Source organism: Caproicibacter sp. BJN0012 (assembly GCF_035986805.1).
Taxonomy (GTDB): domain Bacteria; phylum Bacillota; class Clostridia; order Oscillospirales; family Acutalibacteraceae; genus Caproicibacter.
The window spans coordinates 52,973-78,480 of record NZ_CP142518.1 but is presented as its reverse complement, the minus strand read 5'-3'; the positions used below and the strand labels follow the sequence as shown (position 1 = coordinate 78,480).

At 57.2% G+C, this 25,508-nt stretch carries 22 protein-coding genes; 9 read left to right on the top strand and 13 right to left on the bottom strand.

The features are described from left to right. Positions 1 to 20 precede the first annotated feature (20 nt). The 3 genes from VA597_RS00375 to VA597_RS00365 all read right to left on the bottom strand — a co-directional run bounded on the left by VA597_RS00375 (position 21) and on the right by VA597_RS00365 (position 1,774). Positions 21 to 713 (bottom strand): iron-sulfur cluster assembly scaffold protein, encoded by a 693-nt coding sequence (locus VA597_RS00375; protein ID WP_128741090.1) that lies wholly within the window; start codon positions 711 to 713, stop codon positions 21 to 23. Between the two features lie 179 nt (positions 714 to 892). Next, on the bottom strand, positions 893 to 1,480 hold the full coding sequence (locus VA597_RS00370) for a hypothetical protein (RefSeq protein ID WP_128741089.1): 588 nt from the start codon (positions 1,478 to 1,480) through the stop codon (positions 893 to 895). Between the two features lie 3 nt (positions 1,481 to 1,483). After that, complete coding sequence (locus VA597_RS00365) at positions 1,484 to 1,774, bottom strand: hypothetical protein (protein ID WP_128741088.1); 291 nt, start codon at positions 1,772 to 1,774, stop codon at positions 1,484 to 1,486. 189 nt (positions 1,775 to 1,963) lie between these two features. On the opposite strand from VA597_RS00365, the gene pta reads away from it, so the two are divergent. Then, positions 1,964 to 2,968: a phosphate acetyltransferase gene (pta, locus tag VA597_RS00360; protein WP_128741087.1), complete on the top strand. Its 1,005-nt coding sequence runs from the start codon at positions 1,964 to 1,966 to the stop codon at positions 2,966 to 2,968. Between the two features lie 62 nt (positions 2,969 to 3,030). On the opposite strand, the gene VA597_RS00355 is transcribed toward pta, so the two are convergent. Beyond that, complete coding sequence (locus VA597_RS00355; RefSeq protein ID WP_128741086.1) at positions 3,031 to 3,339, bottom strand: MGMT family protein; 309 nt, start codon at positions 3,337 to 3,339, stop codon at positions 3,031 to 3,033. Positions 3,340 to 4,128: 789 nt separating this feature from the next. Between VA597_RS00355 and VA597_RS00350 the strand changes: the two genes are divergently transcribed. The 4 genes from VA597_RS00350 to VA597_RS00335 all read left to right on the top strand — a co-directional run bounded on the left by VA597_RS00350 (position 4,129) and on the right by VA597_RS00335 (position 10,612). Further along, positions 4,129 to 5,013: an MBL fold metallo-hydrolase gene (locus tag VA597_RS00350; protein WP_326974928.1), complete on the top strand. Its 885-nt coding sequence runs from the start codon at positions 4,129 to 4,131 to the stop codon at positions 5,011 to 5,013. A gap of 271 nt (positions 5,014 to 5,284) precedes the next feature. Continuing rightward, the gene (locus tag VA597_RS00345; RefSeq protein WP_128741084.1) at positions 5,285 to 7,357 is read left to right on the top strand and encodes an elongation factor G; all 2,073 of its coding nucleotides are present in this window, start codon (positions 5,285 to 5,287) and stop codon (positions 7,355 to 7,357) included. 92 nt (positions 7,358 to 7,449) lie between these two features. Continuing rightward, positions 7,450 to 8,079 carry a DUF4830 domain-containing protein gene (locus VA597_RS00340; protein ID WP_128741083.1) on the top strand — a complete coding sequence of 210 codons (630 nt, stop codon included), beginning with the start codon at positions 7,450 to 7,452 and terminating at the stop codon, positions 8,077 to 8,079. Positions 8,080 to 9,646: 1,567 nt separating this feature from the next. After that, on the top strand, positions 9,647 to 10,612 hold the full coding sequence (locus VA597_RS00335) for an IS30 family transposase (protein WP_128741414.1): 966 nt from the start codon (positions 9,647 to 9,649) through the stop codon (positions 10,610 to 10,612). A gap of 288 nt (positions 10,613 to 10,900) precedes the next feature. Here VA597_RS00335 and VA597_RS00330 read toward each other — a convergent pair whose 3' ends face one another. The 6 genes from VA597_RS00330 to VA597_RS00305 form a co-directional block, all read right to left on the bottom strand. Then, positions 10,901 to 11,566, bottom strand: a complete 666-nt coding sequence (locus VA597_RS00330) for an HAD family hydrolase (protein WP_128741082.1) — start codon at positions 11,564 to 11,566, stop codon at positions 10,901 to 10,903. Positions 11,567 to 11,688: 122 nt separating this feature from the next. Further along, positions 11,689 to 13,590 carry an NAD(+) synthase gene (locus VA597_RS00325; protein WP_128741081.1) on the bottom strand — a complete coding sequence of 634 codons (1,902 nt, stop codon included), beginning with the start codon at positions 13,588 to 13,590 and terminating at the stop codon, positions 11,689 to 11,691. After that, positions 13,583 to 14,716 carry a lysylphosphatidylglycerol synthase transmembrane domain-containing protein gene (locus VA597_RS00320; RefSeq protein ID WP_128741080.1) on the bottom strand — a complete coding sequence of 378 codons (1,134 nt, stop codon included), beginning with the start codon at positions 14,714 to 14,716 and terminating at the stop codon, positions 13,583 to 13,585. The genes VA597_RS00325 and VA597_RS00320 overlap by 8 nt, the downstream gene beginning before the upstream one ends. 35 nt (positions 14,717 to 14,751) lie before the next feature. Next, on the bottom strand, positions 14,752 to 15,732 hold the full coding sequence (locus tag VA597_RS00315; RefSeq protein WP_128741079.1) for a glycosyltransferase: 981 nt from the start codon (positions 15,730 to 15,732) through the stop codon (positions 14,752 to 14,754). After that, the gene (locus tag VA597_RS00310) at positions 15,729 to 15,953 is read right to left on the bottom strand and encodes a hypothetical protein (RefSeq protein WP_326974927.1); all 225 of its coding nucleotides are present in this window, start codon (positions 15,951 to 15,953) and stop codon (positions 15,729 to 15,731) included. The genes VA597_RS00315 and VA597_RS00310 overlap by 4 nt, the downstream gene beginning before the upstream one ends. Positions 15,954 to 16,018: 65 nt before the next feature. Further along, positions 16,019 to 17,638 (bottom strand): VanW family protein, encoded by a 1,620-nt coding sequence (locus VA597_RS00305; RefSeq protein ID WP_164918893.1) that lies wholly within the window; start codon positions 17,636 to 17,638, stop codon positions 16,019 to 16,021. A gap of 211 nt (positions 17,639 to 17,849) precedes the next feature. On the opposite strand from VA597_RS00305, the gene VA597_RS00300 reads away from it, so the two are divergent. Then, complete coding sequence (locus VA597_RS00300; RefSeq protein ID WP_128741077.1) at positions 17,850 to 18,974, top strand: MGDG synthase family glycosyltransferase; 1,125 nt, start codon at positions 17,850 to 17,852, stop codon at positions 18,972 to 18,974. A 61-nt stretch (positions 18,975 to 19,035) separates the two neighbouring features. Here VA597_RS00300 and VA597_RS00295 read toward each other — a convergent pair whose 3' ends face one another. Continuing rightward, positions 19,036 to 19,482 (bottom strand): hypothetical protein, encoded by a 447-nt coding sequence (locus VA597_RS00295; protein WP_128741076.1) that lies wholly within the window; start codon positions 19,480 to 19,482, stop codon positions 19,036 to 19,038. Between the two features lie 154 nt (positions 19,483 to 19,636). Next, positions 19,637 to 20,365, bottom strand: a complete 729-nt coding sequence (locus VA597_RS00290; protein WP_326974926.1) for a DUF975 family protein — start codon at positions 20,363 to 20,365, stop codon at positions 19,637 to 19,639. A gap of 262 nt (positions 20,366 to 20,627) precedes the next feature. On the opposite strand from VA597_RS00290, the gene VA597_RS00285 reads away from it, so the two are divergent. From VA597_RS00285 to VA597_RS00275, 3 genes are read left to right on the top strand one after another with little or no spacing between them, the layout of a single operon-like run. Further along, on the top strand, positions 20,628 to 21,830 hold the full coding sequence (locus tag VA597_RS00285) for a quaternary amine ABC transporter ATP-binding protein (protein ID WP_128741074.1): 1,203 nt from the start codon (positions 20,628 to 20,630) through the stop codon (positions 21,828 to 21,830). Beyond that, positions 21,823 to 22,665 carry an ABC transporter permease gene (locus VA597_RS00280; protein ID WP_128741073.1) on the top strand — a complete coding sequence of 281 codons (843 nt, stop codon included), beginning with the start codon at positions 21,823 to 21,825 and terminating at the stop codon, positions 22,663 to 22,665. The genes VA597_RS00285 and VA597_RS00280 overlap by 8 nt, the downstream gene beginning before the upstream one ends. Before the next feature lie 57 nt (positions 22,666 to 22,722). Further along, positions 22,723 to 23,628 (top strand): glycine betaine ABC transporter substrate-binding protein, encoded by a 906-nt coding sequence (locus VA597_RS00275; protein WP_128741072.1) that lies wholly within the window; start codon positions 22,723 to 22,725, stop codon positions 23,626 to 23,628. Between the two features lie 243 nt (positions 23,629 to 23,871). Here the strand turns inward: VA597_RS00275 and VA597_RS00270 are convergent, their stop codons facing one another. After that, positions 23,872 to 25,467 (bottom strand): ABC transporter substrate-binding protein, encoded by a 1,596-nt coding sequence (locus tag VA597_RS00270; protein ID WP_128741071.1) that lies wholly within the window; start codon positions 25,465 to 25,467, stop codon positions 23,872 to 23,874. Positions 25,468 to 25,508 lie beyond the last annotated feature (41 nt).

The following is a 25,508-nucleotide window of genomic DNA, read 5'->3' as shown; positions in this document are numbered from 1 at the left end:
GTTTGTCCTCCTCACTGGTCTCATTCTTCGCGCGGATCTATGTATTTCACCGCGCCGTCGAAGCGTCCGTACTGGCCGATATTCTTTTTATAGGCTTCGTCCGGGCTGACTCCGTGGCGGATGTCTTCCATCATTTTGCCGAGGCGGACAAACTGGTAGCCGATGACCTCGCTGTTCTCGTCCAGGGCGAGCCTGGTCACATAGCCCTCCGTCATTTCCAGGTAGCGCACGCCCTTCGGAAGCGTGCCGTACATGGTGCCGACCTGCGAGCGCAGACCCTTCCCCAGGTCTTCAAGCCCCGCGCCGACGGGCAGGCCGTCCTCGGAAAACGCCGTCTGGCTGCGGCCGTAGGCAAGCTGCTTGAACAGCTCGCGCATCGCGACGTTGATCGCGTCGCACACGAGGTCGGTGTTCAGGCATTCGAGCAGGGTCTTGCCGGGCAGGATCTCCGCGGCCATCGCGGCGGAATGCGTCATGCCGGAGCAGCCGATGGTTTCCACCAGAGCCTCCTGCACAATGCCGTCCTTCACATTCAGCGTCAGCTTGCAGGCGCCCTGCTGCGGCGCGCACCAGCCCACGCCGTGCGTCAGGCCGGACAGGTCTTTGATCTCATACGCCTTGACCCATTTCCCTTCCTCCGGGATGGGCGCGGGGCCGTGCTTCGGCCCTTTGGTTACCACACACATCTTTTCCACTTCTGCGGAATAATTCATATCGGTGCTCCTTTCGGTTCTGCATCCCCTGAAAATCTTTCCTCGCAGGACTTGCATATGCTTCTCATTATAATTGATTGTATATCTTTTATCAATATAAAATCCGAATCAATTTTTGTTTCCATTCCCTGAAGTTTTAGGCAAAAAGGCCCCGCGGACGGCTGCGGGGCCTCATAAAATTATTTATTTGAAAAGAGCTTTCGGTTTGCAAATTCCAGCAAGATATTATCAATACTTTCGAACTCGATCATGGAAATTTCGTCGAGCGGTTTTCTTATGGCATCCAGAAAGCCGCCGCTGGAAACGTCGACTGTTTTCAGAGAAAGCAGCCGATCCGTCAATGCCAAAACATATCCGGTATCCAAATTCTCCTCTTCGCAGTACCCCACGGTAATGATATGCTTTTTCAGGCATTGCCCGGTCAGCAAGTCAATCAGCGTATTCCGTTCGGGATCGAACGGCGGTTCCTGCTTCGGAGCGTCGCTTTGGGACAATCCCCTGCCTTCCCAATAGTCAAGATAGCACTCTAATTTTTTCAGATAATCCGTAGCCGTTTCAACATTCCGAACCGCCCCCAGTCTAAAAAAGCAATAGCCGCACCATCTGCCCTGGCTGTCCATTTCCCTCAGAACGAATCCTTCCTGATCCAGTGCTACGACGATGCCGGCGGAAAAGGAATCCTCGCTGCGCGTATACAATTCCACCAGGTCTTTTCTGTCTGCCGCAGTTTTCAGCTTTTCTTTGGTTTCTTCTATTTTATATTTCATAAATCACATCCATCTCGGTTTCCAATTGCTTTTCTGTTTCTTCTTTTCTGAGTTTCTACCCGGTCTGGGTTTTGTATGTTTGTCATAAGTACTTTTTCTTTTGTTTTTCGTATGTTCTTCAAAGCGATTGATCAAAGCCTTAACAACATGGTAGGGCGAATAATTAAACAACTGGCTTGCACTTGTCTTGGGTACAACTGTATGAGCCGATGCTGGTGTCGTCATACCTGCCATCTGAGAAAAGACAAGCAAAGAAATTAAAAAACATACTGCTATTTTTTTTATCCTTTTCATTATTTATCTCTCCTTTTATTTTATTATTGCTTATAATAATTATATAATGTCAATTTAAATTGTCAAGGAATATTTACTTCTGCCTGTTAAAAAGATAACTTTCCTTTTTTTCCTCACGCAACGGAGGTATAATAACAATTAGTATGTGTCCCTCCATGGGACGTTACATTTATACCTGATGAAAAGAGGATGTCAGCAATTATGAGTTTTATGGACAAAATGATTGAAAAAGCAATCAGCGATAAAAAGACGATCGTCCTTGCGGAAGGGACCGACCCGCGCGTCGTCGCGGCGGCCGCAGAGGTCATCCGGCGCAAAATCGCGAACGTGATCCTGCTCGGAAACGAACAGGAGGTCAAAAGGGCCGCGGACGGCCTGGACCTTTCGGGCGCGAAGATCATCGACCCGAAAAACACCGATCTGCACGACGATTACGCCAACACGTTTTACGAGATGCGCAAGGCCAAGGGCATGACCCCGGAAAAAGCCTCCGAAACGATGGAGGACGCGACCTATTTCGGCGTGATGCTGGTCAAAAAGGGCGTCGCGGACGGCATGGTCTCCGGCGCGTGCCACTCCACCGCGAACACGCTCCGCCCGGCGCTGCAGATCATCCGCACGGCGAAGGACGCGAAGATGGTCTCCGGCTTCTTTCTCATCAACGTGCCGAACTGCGAATACGGCGAAAACGGCACGTTCATCTTCGCGGACTGCGGCCTGAACATCAACCCGAACGCGGACGAGCTTTCCGAGATCGCCATCGCTTCCGCGAAGTCGTTCCAGTCCCTGGTCGGCGCGGAGCCGAAGGTCGCGATGCTTTCGTTCTCCAGCTACGGCAGCGGCAAGGACGCTCTGGTCGACAAGGTCGTGGAGGCGACAAAGCTCGCCAAGGAAAAAGCCCCGGACCTGATGCTGGACGGCGAACTGCAGGCGGACGCCGCGCTGGTTCCCTCCGTCGGCCAGTCGAAGGCGCCGGGCAGCAAGGTCGCGGGCCACGCGAACGTGCTTGTTTTCCCGGACCTGAACGCCGGCAACATCTGCTACAAGATGGTTGAGCGCCTCGCGAAGGCGGACGCCTACGGCCCGATCCTGCAGGGCATCGCCAGCCCGGTCAACGACCTGTCCCGCGGGTGCAAGGCCGAGGACATCGTCGGCGTGGTGGCCATCACGGCCGTTCAGGCGGCGAACCGCTGAAAGTTTTGAATCATAAAACGGCCGTCCGGAATCTTTCCGGGCGGCCGTTTCACAAAACACTTTCAGTCCCGCCACAAATGCTTTTCCATGTCGATGCGCCCGCCGGGCAGAAACGCGACGCCCTCCCGCTCCAGCAGGGCGCGCTGTGACTCAGGCCCGCCGAACACATGCTCCGGCGCGAGCTCGCCGCTCCGCCTGACGACCCGGTGACAGGGCAGTCCCGGAGGGGCGGCGTGCAGGGCATGCCCCACCAGCCGCGCCGCGCGCGGTTTCCCCGCGTAAAAGGCAACCTGCCCATAGGTCATCACCCTGCCCGCCGGGATTTCCGACACGATGCGGCAGACCCGCTGATAAAAGGATTCCGAATCCATCCTGTTTTCCTTCTTTCGCATATTGCAGCGTACCGCCGGACCATCCGGTCAGGTCGGCCCGCCTTTCGGCAATCGGTGAAACGGGCGGGACGGAGGTTAAATACTCCCGAAAGCTAAAGTCGGGAACGCCATAGGCGCGAAAAGACACTATGTGTCCGCCATAGGCGCGAAAAGACACTATGTGTCCGGACCGTCCGGCCGGGTCGGCTTGCCGGAAGCATCTGCCGCGGGAATAAAATCAGGCCGCGCGGATGCGTCGGCATTCGCGCGGCCCTTTGTCTGCGGCCCTGTTTTTCCAAACGACGGACCATGGGATGGACCGGGGAATCGAGAGGACCTCTCTGCATACACTGTGCCCACCGCACCGGCATGTCCGCGCCGTTCCCCTCTCGCCGGACCGTTCCCCGTTAAGGGCTTCGGCGAAGCGGAAAACCGGCGCTTATTTTATTACTCCTTTTCACGCGTTCTGCTCGCTTTGCACTCCCCGCCCCCGGCCCGGAAACAGGAAAGCCGCTCGCAGGGCACAAAAAAGCACCGGTACGGAAATTCTCATTCCATACACCGGCGCGCGTGAAAAGCAGGTCATTTTTTCGCCCCCGCCTTTCCCCCCCTCTGTACAAAAAAGGGAAAAAGAGGTATACTGTTACCTGCAAATGCGCGGTTTTCACCGCTGTGTATGGACCCTCGTTCCATATGCAGGGGGCGGGGTGTTCGAGCACCCTGTCCCTGCTTTGCACTTTTTATTGTGCTCTACAATTTCTATTATAATCCTCAATTTACCAAAATTCAATGAAAAAAAGGGAAAATATTGAAAGCGGTGAAAAAATGAAATTCGTCGTCACCGGTTCCGGCGGGTGCGTGTGCACTCCAAAGCCGTTGTGCCAGTGCCCCGTGTGCAGGGAGGCGCGGGAAAAGGGATTTCCTTACGCGAGATGCGGATGCAGCCTGTATCTGGAGGACATCGGCCTGCTGTTCGATACGCCGGAGGACATCAGCGCGGCGCTGAATCATGCGGATATCAAAGAAGTGAATACGATTGCGTACAGTCACTGCGACCCGGACCATACGCTCGGGATGCGCGTGATAGAACAGCTCCGGCTGGAGTGGCTGGATTATTACGACGGCGTCAAGCCGCAAAATCCATTGAGGATCGCCGCGTCTCCCGACGTCATGAAGGATATCAACGCCATTTCCAGCAAATACGGCTCGTTCTTTGGCTACTATCAGAGCATGAATCTCATCGCCGAGCAGGAAATTGCCGGATGTTTCGAACAGGGCGGTGTCAAAATTTCTTTCGTGAAGGTGCCGAAGGAGAAGGCGGTCACGGTTTTCGTCATCGAATCGGACCGTAAAAAGCTGGTTTACGCCCCGTGCGACTGCCTGCCGTTTCCCGACGAGCCGCTTTTGTACGATGCGGATGTGCTGATCCTTGGAAACACCTTCGTAGGCGACACGCTTAAAAACGGAAAACAGATTGCGAAGGACCACCCGCTGCGGGAAGAACTGTACAGCTTCGAGGATGCCCGGAGCATCAGGGAAAAAATCAGGGCAAAGCGGCTGGTGATTACACATATCGAAGAGGCCTGGGGGAAATCGCTCGACGATTATTCCGCCCTGGAAAGCAGATACCCGGATGTTTCTTTTGCCTACGACGGCCTTACCGTCACACTGTAGGGAACAGGAGCTTCAAACGACCGGAAAAAGCGCGAAAGCGCGCAGGGGGCCGCCCGTTCGGAGGGGCGGCCCCCTTTTTTACGCGGAGAACGGCCTTTTCGATCCGGCTCCGATCAATATTCCGGCGCGGAAAAGTGCTTTACAAAGCAGACAAAATCTTTCGCCGGCATTGTATTTTTTATGGCAACACGCTATAATTATCATAAATTCGGTTGGTCAATTGGATGTTGCTTTCAATTGGATTCTCAACCCCTGAAAGGAGCTGCTATTAGTGAAACAATATGAGGCGAAGCATATTCTGAACATTGCGCTTGCGGGGCACGGCGGCGCGGGAAAAACCAGTATCGCCGAGGCGATGCTGTATCTTTCCGGCGCCACCGACCGCTTGGGAAAGGTTGGTGAGGGAAATACCGTATGCGATTCCGATCCTGAGGAGATCAGGCGGAAAACGTCCGTGTTGACTTCAGTGGCTCCGCTCGAGTGGAAGAACGATAAAATCAATCTGCTGGACGCGCCCGGCCTGTTCGACTTTGAGGGCGGGCTGTGCGAGGCGGTCCGCGCGGCCGACTGCATGCTGGTCGCCGTTTCCGGCAAGGACGGCATCGCGGTCGGAACCGAAAAGGCGGCCGCCGCCGCGGACGCGCGAGGGCTTTCCAAAATCTTTTTCGTCAACGGCCTGTGCGACGAAAGCGCGGATTTCTACAAGGTGTTCGAGACCCTGAAAGCGTATTTCGGCCCGTCGGTCTGCCCTGTGGTCGTGCCGTACATCCAGAACGGAAAGGCGAACGTCTACGTCAACGTGCTGGAGTACAAGGCTTACGAATACCATGACGGGAAAGCGGTGGAAGTAAAGATGCCGGATATGGGCAGCCGCCTGGAGGGGCTGCGCACGGCGATCTACGAGGCCGTTGCGGAAACCGGCGACGACATGTTCGACAAATACTTTTCCGGCGAGAGCTTCACGCCGGAGGAAGTTATCGTCGGCATCAGCAAGGGGGTCAAGTCCGGGGCGGTTTCCCCCGTGTTCTGCGGGGACGCGGTGCTGCTCAACGGGATCGACCAGCTTTTGAACGGCCTTGTCTGGCTGGCGCCCAGCGCCGCGGAAAAGAGCGGCGAAACCGGGACGGATGAAAACGGGGACCCGGTCGAGCTGGCGGCGGATGAGAACGCCCAGCCGGCGGCGGTCGTCTTTAAAACCGTCGCGGACCCGTTCGTCGGCAAGCTGTCGTACCTCAAGGTGATTTCCGGCAGGATCTCCTCCGACGCCGGGCTGGTCAACATGACGACCGGCCAGGCGGAGCGCGTGGGCAAAACGATCCTTGTCCGCGGGAAGAAGCAGGAGGACGTGCCGTACCTTGCGGCGGGGGACATCGGCGCGGTGCCGAAGCTTTCCGCGAAAACCGGAGACACGCTCTGCTCGCCGGAGCGCAGGGTGAAACTGGAGCCGGTCGTCTACCCTTCGCCGTCGCTCTCGATGGCGGTTCTGCCCAAAGCCAAGGGAGAAGAGGACAAGGTGGCGCAGGGCATCCTCCGCCTGACCGAGGAGGACCCGACCATCCGTTTCGCGACCAACGCCGAGACGCACCAGATGATCGTCTCCGGCATGGGCGAGCAGCATCTGGACGTTCTCGCCTCCAAGCTGAAGAAGAAGTTCGGCGTGGAGATCAAGCTGGAGACGCCGCGCGTCGCCTACCGCGAAACCATCCGCAAAAAGGTGCAGGTGCAGGGCAAGTACAAGAAGCAGACCGGAGGCCACGGACAGTATGGCGACGTGTGGATCGAATTTGAGCCGTGCGAGGCCGACGGGCTGGAATTCGGGGAGCGCGTCGTCGGCGGCGCGGTGCCGAGGGGCTTTTACCCGGCGGTGGAAAAGGGCCTGCGCGAATGCATCGACCGGGGCCCGCTCGCGGGGTATCCGGTGGTCGGCCTGAGGGCGACGCTGTACGACGGCTCGTACCATCCGGTGGACTCCTCCGAAATGTCGTTCAAGATGGCGGCGGCGCTCGCGTACAAGACCGGGATGCCGAAGGCCTCCCCCGTTCTGCTGGAGCCGATCGGCACGCTTCGCTGCACCGTGCCGGACGACAACATGGGCGACATGATGGGCGAGATCAACAAGCGCCGCGGGCGCGTGCTGGGCATGGAGCCGGCGGGCGAGGGCACGCAGACCATCGAGGCGGAGGTGCCGCAGGCCGAAATGCACGACTTCACCACCTTCGTCCGGCAGGTGACGCAGGGGCGCGGCTCGTTCACGTTCGACTTCGCGCGGTATGAGGAGACGCCGCCGCAGGTCGCGCAGAAGGTGATCGACTCCGCGTCGGCGGAGCAGTCCGCGGACGCCTGACGTTCCGAAATTTTTATTTGGCGGCGACTTTCCGAAAAGCGCGCATGATTTCCGCTCCCCGGGCATATGTATTTGCCTGAGGGGGCGGATTTATGTTTGTAATTTCTGTCAAGACGAAAAAAAGAAAGATGATCGCCGTTCTGGCGGCGGTCCTTGTAGTGGTCACCGCCGCCATCGTCGCGGTAAAGCTGTTTCATTCCGGGCCTTCCGCCGACAGCGGAGGCAAAAAATACAGCCTTGCCGCTTCAACCAACGAGGACAGGATCGCCTTTTTCAAGCAGTTCGGGTGGGAAGTCAAGCCGCAGCCGATCGCCAACGGCAAGGTCACGATTCCCCAGACGTTCGACGATGTTTATACGAAGTACAACAATATCCAGCAGGAGCAGGGACTGGATCTCACTTCCTACGCGGGCAAAACCTGCGAGCAGTGGGTGTATGAGATCACGAATTTCCCGGAGCAGGAGATCATGCGGGGCACGCTGCTGATCTACGGCGGCTGTGTGGTCGGCGGAGACCTCTGCACGCCCGCGCTGGACGGCTTTATGACCGGCTTCGACGGGCAGCTCGACAGCAACGACTACGGCGCCAACGAGCCGACCCTCGGGCGGAACGACAGCGGGGCCCTGACCATGGCTCCGGCGCAGACGGCTTCCTCCAGCGTGGAGGAGGCGCAGTCGAAGGCCTCTTCGGAAATCCCGGCCAACGCCTGGCCCACCGACTAGGCAGCGTACCGCTGCATCTTCGGCCCGCCTTTCGGCAGGCTGAGCCTGCACGCGCGCCCCGCCATTCATCACGGTAAAAATTGAAAGCGTTGTCTTGCGGAAGCGGCGTGTCGCCGCTCCCTTCGACCCGCCAGTCAGAACGGAAAAAGCCGTTTGCTTAGTCTGGCGGGACAGAAGTTGGAACCTCCCGAAAGCTAACTTTGGGAACGCCGTAACGTCCTCAAAGTTTTCCCCGCTTTTCATGTAAAGAGTGAAAAACTTTCCGGCACCGCTTTTCATTGACGACGGGGACTCGGAAATTGAAGCCACAGAGTATTTCATAGGAATAATTCAACAAATTGTTGATAAAAATCGGGAGCGAAGCGCCGTTCAGGCGCTCCGCTCCCTGTTTTGCCGGCGGAATCTCTCTCACTGCGCCGGGTATGGGCTGGACTTTCCGCGTTCATACTTCTTTCACATACATTCGGAATTCCGCCGGCGGGCAACGATGACGTTGCATCCAACGGCCCACCGTTCAGCAGACAGCGAGATGATTAGCTGAGACGGGTGGGACAGAGGGAAGAAACTCCCGGCAAGCGGAAATCGCGTCCGCCGTTGGCACGTTCGTCCAATGGACCGGCGGGTCCGCGCAAGGGCTTTGCCTTTGGGAGATTCCCCAGACCGTCCTGCCAAACTGAGCCGCGAATTTTCGCCGTTCTGTCCGGCAGGCCGAAGGAAGCGGCGTCACGCCGCCCGCAAGGCAACAAAAAGCGCCGGTACGGAATTTGTCATTCCATACACCGGCGCGCGCGCAGATACAGGAGGAAAAAGAAGTGTTTCTCCTTCCTTCCCCTGTACAAAAACAGAAAAAGGAAGTATAATAAGTCCTGCAATGCGCGGTGAATTCCGTGGTATATGGAGGGTGGTTCTCCGTATGCAGGGGGTGGAGTGGTCTCAACACTTCATCCCTGCATTGCGTTTTTTATTTACCTTGCAAATCTATTATAATCCTTAATTTACCAAAATTCAACAGGTAATATTCGATTTGATATTATTTCGGTTTTTGAGTGCTTGGCGCCCGGTGACTCTTAACCCCAATTTTTTCTTTGGCCGGGGCGCGGGTGGCGATTATATGTTTGCCTTTAGCAAGTGCCTCTTAACCCAAAATTTCTTCTATTCATTTTTTCTATGTCCTCAGGCCGGACAGGCCCCGCCTTTCTGATATAGCAGAAAGGCGGCAAAGACTATGCAGGGGGACTTCAACTTCCCGCCGGGAGGGGCACCTAAACGTCCCCCTGCACCCCGGCACCTGTCATGAAGCAACAACGAATTCTTACGCAAGTGCTTCCCATTGAACGATTCCCAATCTTACGCCGTATGTAAAAAGGTAACTTTTTGAAGAATTTCAGCTTTTAGGTAAATACTTTGTGGCTTTAATTTTTCAGCCCCCGTCGTCCATGAAAAGCTGTTGTTAGAAGAACGGTGAATTAAAATAGCAAGTGCAACAGGAGGGTAGAAAGAGTCCACAAAAAGCCAAATCCATGATACAGTAGGAGTTGAAAAGACACCACTGAAGGAGAGGCTTTTTATGGACTACCACCATCTTACACCAAAAGAGCGCGCATTGATAGCCCAATTGTGGAATAACGGGATCAGTATGAGGCAGCTTGCACGCAGGTTGCAAAGGGATCCGGGCACAATCAGCCGGGAGATCAAGAGGAACCGTTCGGGACAAAAATATCTTAGCGTTCCGGCACGGGCCCGGTACCTTGAACGGCGAATGGAATGCCGCCGGAAGAGGCTGTATCAAAACCCACGTCTGACAGCTTACATATCCGAAAAGCTTGAATTGTCATGGTCGCCCGAACAAATTGCCGGAAGAATCCGGTTAGACTATCCGGATGACCGGGACATGAAAATCTCGCACAGCAGCATATATCGGTCGCTACGCGCGGACTTGCTGCCACGTTCCGTACAACTTACGATGAAACTGCGTCACTATGGCCGTCAGCATGGAGAAACTCGTGGGTACAAGGCCGGGGCGCGGGAAATCCGGGAGAGAAGCAAAGAAGCTCTACGCAGAAAGAGACTTGGAGACTGGGAAGCTGACACGATCGGGTTCGGACAAGCAAAACGCGCTTATTTGCTGAATGTGACCGACCGAAAAAGTCGATACTGCTGCCTGGCCGTCCTGCGCAACATCAGACGGGAAGAAGTCATGCGGGGCTTTGAGTTCTTCTTTGAAGGCGGAAAGGTTCCGCTCCGCACGGTAACGTCGGATCGAGGGATCGAATTCAACTGCCACCGTGAATTTGAGAGCCGCTTTGAAGCGTTGTATTATTACACTCGCCCAGCCTCTCCGTGGCAGAAGCCAACTGTGGAAAATACGAACGGATTGATTCGTCAGTTTTTCCCCAGAGGAACCCGTTTTACAGAACTTACCCCAGAAGCCGTGGCATTTGTCATGGAGCGTCTCAACGACCGCCCGCGTAAATGTTTGAATTGGAAAACTCCTGCTGAAGTCATTTCTTCTTATCTGTTGCACTTCACTTGACAATTCACCCAAGACCGAAAGGAGGGGCCTGCGCGGCCTGAGCGCAAGAGTAGAAGTAAGAAGAAATTAGGGTTAAGAGCCACCGAGCCTCAGGTCCGCAAAAGATCGGCCCTGTCCGGCTTGATCGCAAAAAAGGCTGAAGTCGCGACCGCCGTAGGCGCGAAAGACGCTGTGCGTCCCCGCGCGGCCCGAGCGCAAAGAAAAAGGAATAGAAAAAAGGTTAAGGGGCACCGGGCCACAGGTAAAGAAAAATTAGGATTAAGAGCCGCTTGCCGGACAAAATCAAATCTATAAAAACCGATTGAAAAACTCCGGCTCCGTCACCTCCGCAAGACTTCTGACGTATCCGTCCGCGACGGACCGCGCGTCCTCCTCCGAGAGGCCGGAGCCGGCGTCATACACGCCGACCGCGTCCATCCCGGCTGCTTTCGCCCCTCTTAGGCCCGGCAGCACGTCCTCAAAGACAAGGCAGGAGCCGGGCGAAACGCCGAGCCGTTCGGCGCAAAGGAGATAGACGTCCGGAAATCCTTTTCCCCGCACGGTCTCCGTCACGGAAGCGAACGCGCCGAAAAGTCCGTAAATGCCGTTATTCCGCAGCGACGGGCCGTACAGATCCTTCGAAAGGGCGGTCGCAACGCCCAGTGCGATCCCGCGCGCCCGCAGAAAACGCAGACACTCCCGCGCGCCGGGCTTGAGCGCGATGCGGTGCGCGTATTCCTCCGAGACCATCGCGCTCCATTCGCGGATCAGTTCCTCCGGGGTCTCGGAAAGCCGGAAACGCTCGACGGTGTAGCGCGACGCTTCCCCAAAGCTCATGGCGGAAACCGCCTCGGTATAGTCCCGCGTGAACGGAAGACCACGCCGCAGCAGAAAATCCCTGTCCACCTGTTCCCAGACTTTCATGGAGTCAAGCAGCGTGCCGTCCAGGTCAAAGATCACCGCTTTATATTTCATTTCCGTTTTCTCCTTTTCAAGCGTGGTAAGCACCCGGCCGGCGGCGCGGGAGCCTTACAAAAAAGGGAATCCGATCTGGACGTCGGATTCCCTTTTTCCTATCCTAAAATAAGATTTTGCATTTATAGCTTCTCGATTTCCTTTATCCAAAGCGCCGCGGAAGCGTCGCTCGGCATGCGCCAGTCGCCGCGCTGCGACAGCGAGACGGAGCCGATCTTCGGCCCGTCCGGCAGGGCGGAGCGCTTGAACTGATTTGTGAAAAAGCGGCGGTAGAACTCGCCCAGCCATTTTTTGACCGTCGGGCCGTCGTACTGCCCTTCGAACGCGGAAAGCGCCATGCGGTAGATCTTTCCGGGAGAGAACCCGAAGCGCATCATGTAGTAAAGGAAAAAATCGTGCAGTTCGTAAGGACCGACGATGTGTTCCGTCTTCTGGGCGATCTCGCCGTTCTGCTCGGGCGGGAGCAGCTCCGGGCTGACGGGCGTGTCCAGCACGTCTTCCAGAAGGGCGCGCAGCTCTTCCGGCCCCGTCACCGCCGCGTGGTGGACCAGGTGCCGCACCAGCGTCTTCGGGACCGAGCAGTTGACCCCGTACATCGACATGATGTCCCCGTTGTAGGTCGCCCAGCCGAGCGCCAGCTCCGACAGGTCCCCGGTGCCGATGACCAGCCCGCCGCACTGGTTCGCAAGGTCCATCAGGACCTGCGTGCGCTCGCGCGCCTGCGCGTTTTCATAGGTGACGTCCCGGTTTTCCGGGTCGTGGCCGATATCGGCGAAATGTTTCGAAACGGAGTCCCCGATCGGGATCTCCAAAAATTTCGCGTTCAGATATTCCGCAAGCCTCTGCGCGTTGCCGCGCGTGCGGCCCGTGGTGCCGAAGCCCGGCATCGTCACGGCCAGAATCCCGCGGCGGTCCATCTTCAGCAGGTCAAACGCCCGCGCGGTGACCAGCAGGGCCAGCGTGGAATCCAGCCCGCCGGAAACGCCGATCACGGCGCACTTGGACCCGGTGTGCCTGAGACGGGTCTTCAGCCCGCAGGCCTGCAGGTTCAAAATCATCTCGCAGCGGTCCGCAAGGTCGCGCACGTCGCCCGGCACGAACGGCGTCGCGGGAAATTTCCGTTCCATTTTAAATTCCGGCACGTCGAGGGAAAACGGAATCTCATGAGCTTGTCCCTCTCCGTGCCAGGTCGTCATGCGCAGCCGTTCCTGCGATAAACGTTCCAAATCCACGTCCGCCGTGGTCAGGCCGGTGGCAAACTGCTCCGACTCGGCCAGAACCGTCCCGTTTTCTGCGATGATGCTGTGCCCGGTATAGATCAGGTCGGTCGAGGATTCCCCCTCCCCCGCGTCCGCGTAACAGTAGGCGCAAGCCAGCCGCCCGGACTGCATCCGCACCAGGTCGCGGCGGTACGGGGCCTTGCCGATCACCTCGTCGCTGGCGGAAAGGTTGAAGATCACCGAAGCGCCGCTCTGCGCCAAGCGAACCGACGGCGGGCACGGCACCCACAGGTCCTCGCAGATTTCCGCGCCGACCGTGAGGCCGGCTGCGCCGCGGCAGCGGAAGACGAGGTCCGGCCCGAAGGGAACCTCCTTTCCGCAGAATGTGATCTGTCGAAAATCTTTACCTGGAGTAAAATATCTCGCCTCGTAAAACTCGGTGTAATTCGGGATGTTCTCCTTCGGCACGATCCCGAGAAGCTCCCCGCGGCAGAAAACCGCGGCGCAGTTATAAAGGTCCGGGCCCACCGCGGCCGGGAGCCCGACCAGCGTGAGCAGATCAAGCCGCTCCGAGCGGGCCAGCAGTTCCGCAAGGGCCGCTTCCGCTCCGGAGATCAGCGTCCGGTCGCGGAACAGGTCGCCGCAGGTGTAGCCCGTCAGGCAAAGCTCCGGAAACGCGGCGGCGGCGACGCCGCCGCGTTCGCATTCCCGCATCAGGTTCCACACCGATTCCAGATTATACCGGCAGTCGGCCACGCGTATCTCCGGAGTGACCGCCGCTATTTTCAGAAAACCGTCATTCATGTTTGATTCCTCCGCTGTTTGCAGCATGTCCGGTTCCAGGCACCGGCTGCGGTCCCGGTTCTTCCCTCCCGGCGAGCGGTTCCGGTTTCCTCCCGGCCCGGCGCTCCGGAGCCGCGAAAAACGCCCCGACCACGATACAGGAATAATAGGCGATCAGCCTCCACAGCAGCATCGCCTGCTGGATGACCTCCGGCGCGAAAAACATCTGGAAGAGCACAAGGAAGCTGCCCTCCGCCGCGCCCGCCGCGCCCGGCAGCGGCGTGTAGCCGGAGATCATGGTGACAAAGCTCTGCGCCGCGATCATATCGAATACCGGCGCTCCGGGATTGTGAAACGCTTTATAAATAAAAAAAGGCACCAGGAAAAGCGCCGTCAGCTGGAGGAGCGTAAAGACGTAGATTTTAATCCCAAGGGAGCGCTTTCCCTGTATCGCACGGTTGTTTTCCAGAAAAAACTGAAGCTGATCCCTGACTTTTTTTCCTGTTTCCTCCGGCTTTTTGACCACTCGCATCTTTGTCAGGACCCAGACGGCGCCATGGATGATCTTCGTGGTGAACCCCGGGCTGTAAGAAAAAAGGACCAGCGCAATGACCACCGCCGCCTGATACAGGAACCCGACGAACGCCAGCGCCATGAAACCCTGGATCTTGCTGCGGAAAAACTGATATTTCACCAGGATGACCACCAGGGAATAGACCGTCAAAGAAGTCTGGTAAACCAGGAATTTCCTCACGAGAGTGGAAACGGCCACGCCGGTCGGGATTCCCTGCCCCGCCAGGGCCATGAACTGCATGGGCTGGCCGGCGAGCGCATACGGAGTGACGGAATTGAAATACTGCCCGACCATGCTGACCCGGAACGCGCTTCCAAAGCCGTAACGGCCGCCGGAGGAATGAAAGATCAGCGTGTGAAGGACCAGGCTGTCCATCATCCAGTTAAAGACCACGCTCGCAACGGCGCAGAGGATCCAGAACAGGTTGATGGTCGGCAGGCTTTGGATCAGGACGGCCAGATTATTGCCGGAAACGCAGAAATAAATCAGCATTCCCAGCGTAAGCGCAAAAAGGAACGCCTGAAACATTTTCCGCGTTCTGGTCTTTTCTTCCGCCTTCCGCTCCGTCGGCATCCATTGCTCACCTCGTTTCCGTCTCCGGCAGGGGCTTAACGGACCGAGTAGTTTTCCTCCAGCGTTTCAGGCGAGGCAACCACTTCCGAAAAATCGCACAGCGCCGCGGAATTGGTTTTATCGGAGGTATACGTCCGCATCGCTTTTGAAATCCGCCGCATGTTCGTCATGCACCCACGCATACATTTTTTCTCGCCATGCATTTTTAATACATATAAATAGCAGCAGTTGCAGGTTTTTCTGGTCAGGGCCAGATAACTTTTTTTGTACTTTTCATACAGCCCGTTTTTCTCGAGGGAGATGCGGACCATGGCGATCGCGCGGATAAAGTCGTTGATCTTGTTCGCGTTCATGGTTGCGAGCGTGCTCATGGAATGCTGGTTATAATAGTAAAGCGGCCGGTCCAGAACGACGACGCGGTTCGCGTGCGCGAACACCTTGTTGGCGGTCGCCATATCTTCGAAGCACATGGAGGGGAAGGTGATGCCGTAATCCGTAAACAGTCTGCGGCGGTACAGCTTGTTCCAGACCAGGCTCTGGATCTGAACGTCCCGCAGCAGCTTATTCATGGCTTTCGCGCGGTTAAAGACCCCCTTGCACCGGAAAGGGTACTCAAAGAGGAAATCATTGTCGATAAAATGGTAATAATAGTAGCAGCAGGCGATATCCGCATCGTGGTCCACGCAGGCTTCGTAAAGCTCTTCCAAAAAGGTTGGCGCGACGTAATCGTCGCTGTCCACAAAGGTGAGGTATTCCCCCCGCGCTTTTTCCATGCCGGCGTTCCTTGCCAGGGACATACCGGCGTTTTTCTGATCGACGACGGTGATGTTGTCATATTTGCTTTCAAAATGGCGAAGAATTTCGGGAGAGGCATCCGTAGAGCCGTCGTTGACGGCGATGATCTCAAAATCCCGAAAAGTTTGTTCTTCCAGCGAAATCAGGCATTTGCCCACATATTTTTCAACATTGTAAACTGGTATCACAACACTGATTATCGGCGTATGCGTCTCAGTCAAATCAGTTCTTCCTTTCCAAGACAGCGTCTGCCGCGGCCGCGGCAGAGCCTGTTGTGAATTTTTAAAGCAACGGAAACGGCCGGAACGCAACGCGTGCCGCCATCCTCATTTTTGCAGATTACGGCGAAAAAGTCAAGCTGTTTTTGGACCTCCGGCCGGGACGCGCCTGCGGCGTTCCCGGTTTCAGCCCCTTTGGAATCGTCCGCCCGCGGTCCCGCCAAACAAAGCCCGGATTTTACTCTCCCGAAACGATGGGGCGAAAAAGCGGCGGGGCGTGGATGCAGCGTCACGCTGCCGGCTCGCCCTGCGTTGTGATGTCGTCGTTCGGAACAGCAGCCCCGGCGCCGGGCGTGGAAGAAGCCGGCGCGGAGGATGCGGGTGCGGAGGAAGGCTTTGAAGACGGCGGCGCGGAGGAAGCCGGTTTGGAGGAAGACGGGGAGGCGGCGGCTTTGGAGGACGGCTTGGCCGTACCGGCCAGGTCGGTCCCTTCCCCATAGGAATAGTAGGCCGGCTGCGGTTTGTAATAGGAGGAGGGAAGCTCCTCCGTTTTCACGACCGTCCCGTTTTTACGGAAGATCCTCTGGGCCGTCGCCTTGTACCCGGTGCGCGCTTTGGAGGTCAGCTTGACCTCTCCCTTTTTCAGCGAAGAATCCGGCACGTACTGTCCCTTCGCCGGGGCCGGAATGGTCTCGGTCACCTTTGACGAGACATCGATCGCATCGTAATCGTCCGGCTGATAGCCGTAAAAAGTAACCGTCAAAACCCGGTTCTTCACCGAGGTGACCAGATAAACCGGATATTTGGTCGGGTTCACGAATTTGAAATCCAGGCCGGGGTAGCTGACGGTGGCGTCCTGCCCGATCGGACAATAGCTGGAGGGCATGGAATGGTTGTGCCGCTCCGTGATTTTCATTCCGGAGCGGACCGCCGCGCCGTAGATGGTGGTGGAAGCCTGGCAGATGCCGCCGCCGTATTCCTGGATCAGTTTTCCGTTCAGGATCGCGCCGGCCGGCCGGTATCCCTGCGCCTGGCCGCACTGGCCCGCGGTGCCGAAAAAGGAGAACGCGGCGCCGGGCTGCACGCAGACGCCGTTCGCCGACAGCAGGGCTTTTGTCATGTTGTAGGTCCCGTCCGCGGAATTTTTGCTGACCGTGCTGAAAGAGCCCAGCTTTTTCATGTGGGGTTTCAGGTCCGCCAGCGTCCCGCTGAACGGGGTGGTCCCGGTCGAAAGCCGGACCGTCCCCGTTCCCCCGGAACTGATGACGGCCTGGGCATCGGCAAGCAGCTTTTCCCGGTCGACGGTTACGCCGTCCGTTCCGTCGGCAAAGGAGAACTGTTTTGTTCCCGTGTTGAATGAGGTCACGCTCGGACCCTTCGGGGCGGATTCCGCCTGGTCCGCGATTTTATCCAGCGCCGTCCGCAGGGAGGTTCCATCGATTTTCGCGGCGATGGAATAGGTTTTCGGGGAAGCTTCCAGCCCGCGCACAAGCTGAAGGCGCTGCTCCCGATCCCCGCTGCGGGCATATGAGTATGCTTCTTTCAGGATTTCGTCCGTATTGTATTGAAAGCTCAGGTCCTTTTCGGTCAGTTCCCAGGACCTGCTGCCGTCCGTGATCTGAAGCTCCACCGGCTGAGCGGCCGGAAGGACGGCCTCCACGGCGGTTTTTGCCTCGCTCATGCTCTTCCCGCCGAGATCGATCCCCTGCACCTTGATGCCGGGATAAAAAGAGTCCGTATCGATCGTTTCGGATATCTCCTTCGCGTGCCGGTATCCCGCGTAAATTCTCTGCCCCAGCACGGCGCCCGCGGCGACCAGCAAGATCAGCGCGGCGGCGACGGCCGCCTTGGCTTTCGGGCCGGTTTTTCCGAATATTCCCGGATGCCCGGCCCTGTTTTCCGCAATCATCTTCGTACCCCCTGTTTTCGGCCGCATGCGGCCGCGATTCCATTATAGCCCCCGCGCGGCCGCTCGTAAAGTCACAGTCCTGTTACCGTTTTGTTTTGCCCTTCGCCCGTCTTCCGGGGCTGAGAATGGCATCTTTTCCAAATATATGATATAATCACCTTGGTATAACCCGAAGAAAGCTTCGTATAAGATAAAATTCAGGGGTGTTTCCGTGAAACTATTAATTTTGACAGCGGCCACCGGCGGCGGGCACGTGCGCGCTTCCCGGGCCATTCAGGCTTATATTTCAGAGCATTCCTCCGGATGCGAGGTCGATGTGGTCGACGCGCTGAAAAGCATCAGCAGCGTCCTGGACAAGACCGTCTGCGACGGATATCATTTTCTCGCGACCAAAACGCCGAAAGTGTTCGGCCAGCTTTACCGCAGGACCAACGAGGACAACCTCCTGTCCAGCCTGGTGTCGCGGTTCAGCGGCGTTTTCAGCCAGAAGCTCATTCCGCTTCTGGAGGAAAAAAGACCGGACGTCATCATTTCGACGCATCCGTTCGCAACCGAGATGATTTCGCATTTGAAATGGGCGGGAGCAGTCACCGCGCCGCTGATCTGCCTGATGACCGACTACGGCCCTCACCGCGCCTGGATCGCGGACCGGGTGGACGCCTACGTGGTCGCGAACGGCGACATGATCTCGGAAATGGAGGCCATGGGCGTGCCGAAGGAAAAAATTTATCCGTTCGGCATCCCGGTGGAAAATGTTTTTTTCTCGGAGGGGGATAACGCGGCCTTTCTGAAACGCATTGGGCTGGACCAGGCTCTTCCCACGATTCTGGTGATGGCGGGGAGCTTCGGCGTGACCAATATTCTGAAAATTTACCGGCAGATCGTCCGGCTTGACATGAAATTCCAGATCATCGTCATCACCGGGCGGAACGGAAGGCTCCATGAGGAGTTTGCAAAGCTGATTCCGGAGAGCCCGAAGCCGACAAAGCTGGTATTTTTCACCGACGAAGTGGAAAATTACATGCACGCCTCGGACCTGCTGATCACCAAGCCCGGCGGACTGACCGTATCGGAAGCGCTCGCCTGCGGCATACCGCTGGCTGTTTTCGACGCGATCCCCGGCCAGGAGGAGGACAACGCCAACTTTCTCCTGACACACAATATGGCGGTAAAGCTGGAAAACGGCGACGATTGCGGGGAGACCATCCGCTCCCTGTTGGCGGACAGCCAGAAGCTGAGCGACATGCGTTCCTCTTGCAGGGGATTTGACAAGTCCCGCTCCGCCGAGAATATTCTCCGCCTGATTCAGGAGCTGTACGAACAAACGCGGCAGTGACCTTTTTCCGAAAAAAATCCCCCGGCTTTTGGAATTTCCAAAGGCCGGGGGATTTTTCACGCTAAACCAACTGGTCCAGATTGTTTCTCGTCTGCGCCGCCAGCTCCGCTTCAGGCTGTTCCGCGCCGGAAGGCTCCGGGAACAGCATCCGGTAAGACGTTTTCAGGGCCGCCATTGAAAGGACCGCACTGTCGCTCTTTCCGGAAGCGCCGTCCGCGGCTTCGCCGTTTTTCCTCACTTCGACCGGCTTCGACGAGACCCTTTTTTTGATCTGGCGGATTTCCTGCTCGATTTTCGCAATCAGCTTTTCATATCTTCTGATTTTGCTGTTGATATCAATTTGCGACATCCCGTTGTTTTTCGCTTTATCCTTATAGTCGGATTTCAGCTTCTGGACATCCTGCTCCAGCCGAACGAGTTCGGTGATCCGGTCCTGCTCTGAGCTCTGGCTGGAGTCCGGGACCAGGCTGCCCGAAGAGGCAACCGACGAGATATTTTCCACCGCCATAGACAACCCTGCCTTACTGCTTGATAATTGTATATCGGCAGTAAATCTGGGATTTTTAGGAAAAATTTGATTTTTCTCATTTTCTTCTTATTTTTGTCCGTCATTTTGCCCCCGGCATGAAACCGGCAAATCAGGGAATTCTATCAAGGCGGATTCAGGGCCGGGAAGCCGACTGAGCCAGGCAGAGCTCCTCCGGCCGGACAAAGCCGAGGCCCAGCGCCCGGCCGCGCAGAAGCAGGTAAAGCTCCGACTGAGACGCGCTGAAATAGGGCAGGATAAACAGGATCCCCACGCCGAAGCAAAGCGCCCCGAGCAGGAACCAGCCGAGAAACGACAGCCAGAACACAAAAATGGCGCCCTTCTGCCCGTCGGTCATTCTGCGGCTGATCTCCCGCGCCCGTTCGCCGGGCAGGGAGGGGTTGTCGGAAAGAAGAAACGGAACCATACTGTACTGGACCAGTTTGACAATGCCGGGAATGATGAAGAGAAAGGTCCACAGGATGATAAAAAGGCGCGTGATGAACAGGACGCCAACGCCGTTCCCGTAATTCCACTGAAAACCGCTGAACAGGGTCTCCGTGCGGGCCGGCTCAAAATGATTGCGGACAAAATACCGTGCGGCTCCGATCAGGAGCGGATGCACGATAAAAATAACATAGAATATGCAGAGCCAGCCTCCGAGCCCCTCCAGCGGGGACCAGCGGAACAGATGCCTCGCCCCGCCGTGCCAGGCCTGAGATTCAAACAGCCGCCGGAAACCGCTGTCTGCCCAGTTCAGCCATTCGGCCAGCACCGCAAAGAGGAGCGTGACCAAAAACGCTGTCCAGTACCGCCCCCGAAGCACCACCTTTGCGTTTGATTTTAAAATCGAACGATCCCACATGAAAATCCCTCCAGTATTCCCTCTCAGGACTTTGTTTGGTACCCTGCTCTTATCATATGCGCATCATCCCCCGGTCATCCGGGCTTGCAAAAGTCATTTTACCTCAACTCCAGCGAGGATGCAATTCATAATTCACGAAAATATTTTCCAAATATTTACATTAGAAAAGGGCTGAGGTTGACACCCTGCAACTTACAAGCTATAATAGAGTTGTATGTTTCATTCGCACGGTTCTTGAGTTGTTCAAAAAGGGAGTGATAAAATGCCAAAAGTTGAAGTCAAAAATTTGTATAAAATATTCGGTTCCAACCCCAAAAAGATTATTCCGATGCTGGAGGGCGGAAAGGGAAAAGCCGAAATTTTGAAGTCAACGGGGCATGGAGTCGGCGTGAACAACGCGAATTTCAAAGTGGAAGAGGGAGAGATCTTTGTTGTCATGGGGCTTTCGGGGAGCGGAAAATCCACGCTGATCCGCTGCCTGAACCTGCTCATCCGCCCGACTTCGGGAGAAGTGCTGATCGACGGCGAAAACATCGTGGACTGCGGCAGGGACGCGCTGCTGAACATCCGCCGCAAAAAAGTCGCGATGGTCTTTCAGAATTTCGCGCTGCTGCCGCACCGGACGGTGGAAAGCAACGTGGAATTCGGGCTGGAGATTCAGGGCGTCGATTCGAAAACGCGCCGGGAAAAGGCGCTTGAGGCGCTTCGCCTGGTCGGCCTGGAGGGACACGAGGACCGCATGCCCTCGCAGCTCTCCGGCGGCATGCAGCAGCGCGTCGGCCTGGCGCGCGCCCTGGCGAACGACCCGGACATCCTTTTGATGGACGAGGCGTTCAGCGCGCTGGACCCGCTGATCCGAAAGGAGATGCAGGACGAACTGCTGGCGCTGCAGGCCAGGATGCACAAGACGATCATCTTCATCACGCACGACCTCGACGAGGCGTTGAAGCTCGGGGACAAGATCGCGATCATGAAGGACGGCGTCATCGTGCAGACCGGCACCCCGGAGGACATCCTCACGAACCCGGCCGACGACTATGTCAGGGAATTTGTGCAGGACGTCAACCGCGTCAAGGTCGTGACCGCCTCCACCATCATGAAGCGGCCGGACCCGATCGCCTACGCGAAGGACGGAGTCCGGGTCGCGGTGCGCAAGATGCGGGAGGCTTCCATCTCCAGCATTTTCGTCGTGGACCGGGAGCGCCACCTGAAGGGGATCCTTTCCATCGACAACGCGGTGGAGCTGCTCAAATCGGGAGCCCACGACCCGGAGAGCATCAAGAGCGCCATCGACACGAATGTAGCGACCGTTCCGCCGGACACATCCATCCAGGCGCTCCTTCCTCTGGTCATCAATTCCAGATACCCGATCGTGGTGGTGGACGGGGAACGGAAGGTAATGGGCATTATCATGAAAGTATCCGTTCTTTCGGGGATCCTCGGAGAGGAGAATGAAAATGATTAGACTTCCGATCGGGGACGTGGTGGAGAGGGCCATCGACTGGATGACGGCCAACTGGGCCGGATTTTTCGGCGGAATCAAAATGGTCCTGCTCTGGGTCATCACCTCTTTTGAAACGCTGTTCGGCTGGCTGCCGTTTTACGTCATGATCCTGATCCTGGCGCTGCTCGCGTGGCGCCTGGCGGGACGCGGCACCGCGATCTTTACCGCCGCCGGCCTGCTGATCGTCGTTTCGATCGGCCTGTGGACGGAGACCATGGAAACGCTCGCGCTGGTGGTGACTTCCACGCTGATCGCGCTGGTCATCGGGATCCCGCTTGGCATCTGGATGTCGCGCAGCGAAACGGTCAACCGCATCGTCAGGCCGATTCTGGACTTTATGCAGACGATGCCGGCTTTCGTGTATCTGATCCCGGCGGTCTATTTCTTCGACCTCGGCGTGGTGCCGGGCGCGGTCGCGACCGTGATCTTCGCCATGCCGCCCGCCGTCCGGCTGACCAACCTGGGAATCCGGCAGGTGCCGGGCGACGTGATCGAGGCGGCGCGCTCCTTCGGCTGCACGGGGAACCAGATGCTGTTCAAGGTGCAGATCCCGCTCGCCATGCCGACCATCCTGGCGGGGCTGAACCAGACGATCATGCTCTCGCTCTCCATGGTGGTCATCTCCTCCATGATCGGCGCCGAAGGCCTCGGCATCATCGTGCTGCAGGGTATCACCCAGCTCAAGGTGGGCGAGGGATTCGAGGGCGGGCTGGCCGTCGTCATCCTCGCCATGGTTCTGGACCGCATCACGCAGGGGCTTGGGAAGTCCAATGCCAAAAAGCTCAACGCGAAATAGCCTCATCAAAAAACGTCCTTTGGGGTTTCAGATATAAAATACAGAAAGGGGATTGAAATGAAAAAATCAATTGCAGCGGTCTTCCTAACGGGAATTCTATGCTTGGGTTTGCTGGCCGGTTGCTCGCAGCCCGGCGAGGAGAGCTCCGCGGCGGGAAGCAAAACCTCCGGCGGCGGAAAGTCGAAGCCGGTGATTCAGATCGGCTATGTGAACTGGTCCGAAGGAATCGCGATGACGAACCTGATGAACGCGATCCTGGTGGATAAAATGGGATACGAGGTCAAGCAGGTCCAAACGGACGTGGCGCCCCTGTTCGCCTCGCTGGCGAACGGCAGCACCGACGTTTTCCTGGACTGCTGGCTACCGGTCACCCACAAGGATTATATGGCGAAATACGGCTCTGAGCTAAAGGATTACGGAGTCAGCTTCGACAACGCGAAAATCGGGCTTGTCGTCCCGTCCTATGTCAAAATCAACAGCATCGAAGACTTGAACAATGCGAAATCGGATTTCGACGGAACCATCGTCGGCATCGATTCCGGCGCGGGGATCATGACGGCGACCGACAAGGCGATCAAGGAATACGGCCTCGGCTACAAGCTGATGCCGGGAAGCGGCCCGACCATGACGGCGGCGCTGAAAAAAGCCATCGACCAGAAACAGCCGATCGTCGTGACGGGCTGGCAGCCCCACTGGATGTTCGCCAAGTGGGACCTGAAGTTCCTCGACGACCCGAAAGGCGTTTACGGCAGCGCGGAGTCCATCCACAAGCTCTCCCGCAAAGGGCTTGACACGGACGCGCCGGAAGTCGCGGAATTTCTGACGAAATTCAAGATGACCAGCGACCAGCTCGGCGATCTGATGGGCGCCGTCGAGGACGCCAGTGACCCGCTTGAAGCGGCCCGCGCCTGGATGAACGACAACGAGGACACCGTCAAGGCATGGCTGCCCGCGAAATCATAACAAGGTGTAATTTTATTTTTTGTTTATACAAAGAGAAGCCGACCCGCTGCGGGACGGCTCCTCTTTTTGTCCTCAGGCCGGACGAACAGTGTCTTTCGCGCCTGCGGCGGACACATAGTGTCTTTTCGCGCCTACGGCGTTCCCGGCTTTCGCTTCGGGAGATTCCAATCTCCGTCCCGCCAAACAAGGCAGACGGATTTTTGCCGTTTTGACCGGCGGGCCGTAGGTGCAGCGGTACGCTGCTCAGCCCTTGGATACGTTCGCGAGCATCGTCATGCCGGTCATGTGCAGACTGAACCCCTTCACGTTCGGGCTGACCGCGTAGAGGATCATCGCGTGGGAGATCGGCAGCCACGGCGCCTGTTCCGCGGCATATTTCTGCGCCTGAACATAGACCGCGTTCCGGTCGGCCCCGTCCGGCATCTTTACCGCCTTTGTGATCAGGTCCGTGTAGGTTTTGTCGTTGTAGCGCGCGACGTTCATGCCCGGGTCCTGGTCGGACAGCAGATTGAGGAAATTGTCCGGGTCGCCGTTGTCGCCGATCCAGCCGCCGAAGCAGATGTCGAAATTGCCCTCCTCCTGCTTGGATTTGAACGTCGTCCAGTCGTAGGAATCAATGGTGCAGGTGATCCCGATCTTGGAAAGATACCCCTGGACCGCCTCCGCGAGCGTCTGTCCGGTCGCCGGATTGTACTGGCGGGCGCTGGAGTAGGTCGTTATGCTGATCTTTTTGATTCCGGCCGCCTGAAGCGTCTTTTTCGCCGAATCGGGATCGTAGGCTACCTGGGAGATGCTCTTGTCATAGCCCGGCATGAAGGTCGGGAGAATGGAGGTCGCCGCCTCGGAATACCCCTGATACAGGCTTTGGACCAGCTCCGGCACATTGATCGCGGCCGAAACCGCCGCCCGCAGCTTCGGGTCGTTGAACGGCGCGCGGGTGCAGTTGTACATCAGGTAGTTGATGTTCATGCCGGGAGTTTTCTCCACCTTGTCTCCGGCAGCGGTGATCTGGTCCACCACCGTGTGGTCGAAGTCGTCGATGATGTCGACTTCCCCGTTGTTCAGCGCGACGACGCGCGCGGAATTATCCTTGATGGTCTTGAAAATCACGTTTTTGCATTTGGCTTTGCCGCCCCAATAATCGTCGTTCCGCACCAGAACGATATCCTGGTCCTTATCCCATTTCACAAATTTGTAGGGACCCGTCCCGCAGGGAGTTTCGTTGACATTGTTCTTGCTGTCCTGCAGCGCCTTCGGGCTGACGAGCGGCGCCCCCAGATTCATGGCAAGATTCCGGAGGAACGGCGTGCAGGGTTCCTTCATGCCGATCTGCACCGTGCTTTCGTCGACCGCCTTGACGTCCTTGACGGAGCCGTAGACAAAGGAGGCGTAGCCCATGTCCTTTTCCACCTTCGGGGGAAGCTGGCGCTCGATGTTGAACACGACCGCGTCGGCGTTGAAATCCGTCCCGTCCTGGAACTTCACTCCCTTGCGGAGATGGAACGTGTAGGTGAGCCCGTCGTCGCTGACGTCCCAGGAGGTCGCCAGACAGGGCTCGATGTCGGTGGAATCGCTTTTGTACTTGAGCAGACCCTCGTAGATGTTGCTCATGACCTTGACCGACTGGATGTCGTCGACCAGCGCGGGGTCCAGTCCGCGCGGATCGGCGGAAGCCCCGTACAGAATCGTGTCGCCCGCCTCGCTCTTCGCGGAGGAAGCCGAGCCGCCGGAGGCGGATGAGGACGTTCCGCCGGAATTTGCCTGACCGCAGCCCGTCGCCGCCGCGGCCAGAAGGACAGCCGACAGGAGGAACGCCAAAAGCCTTTTCCTCTTTTTCATAGGTAACCTCTCCTTTTCATTCCTGTAAAAACCCGTTTGAT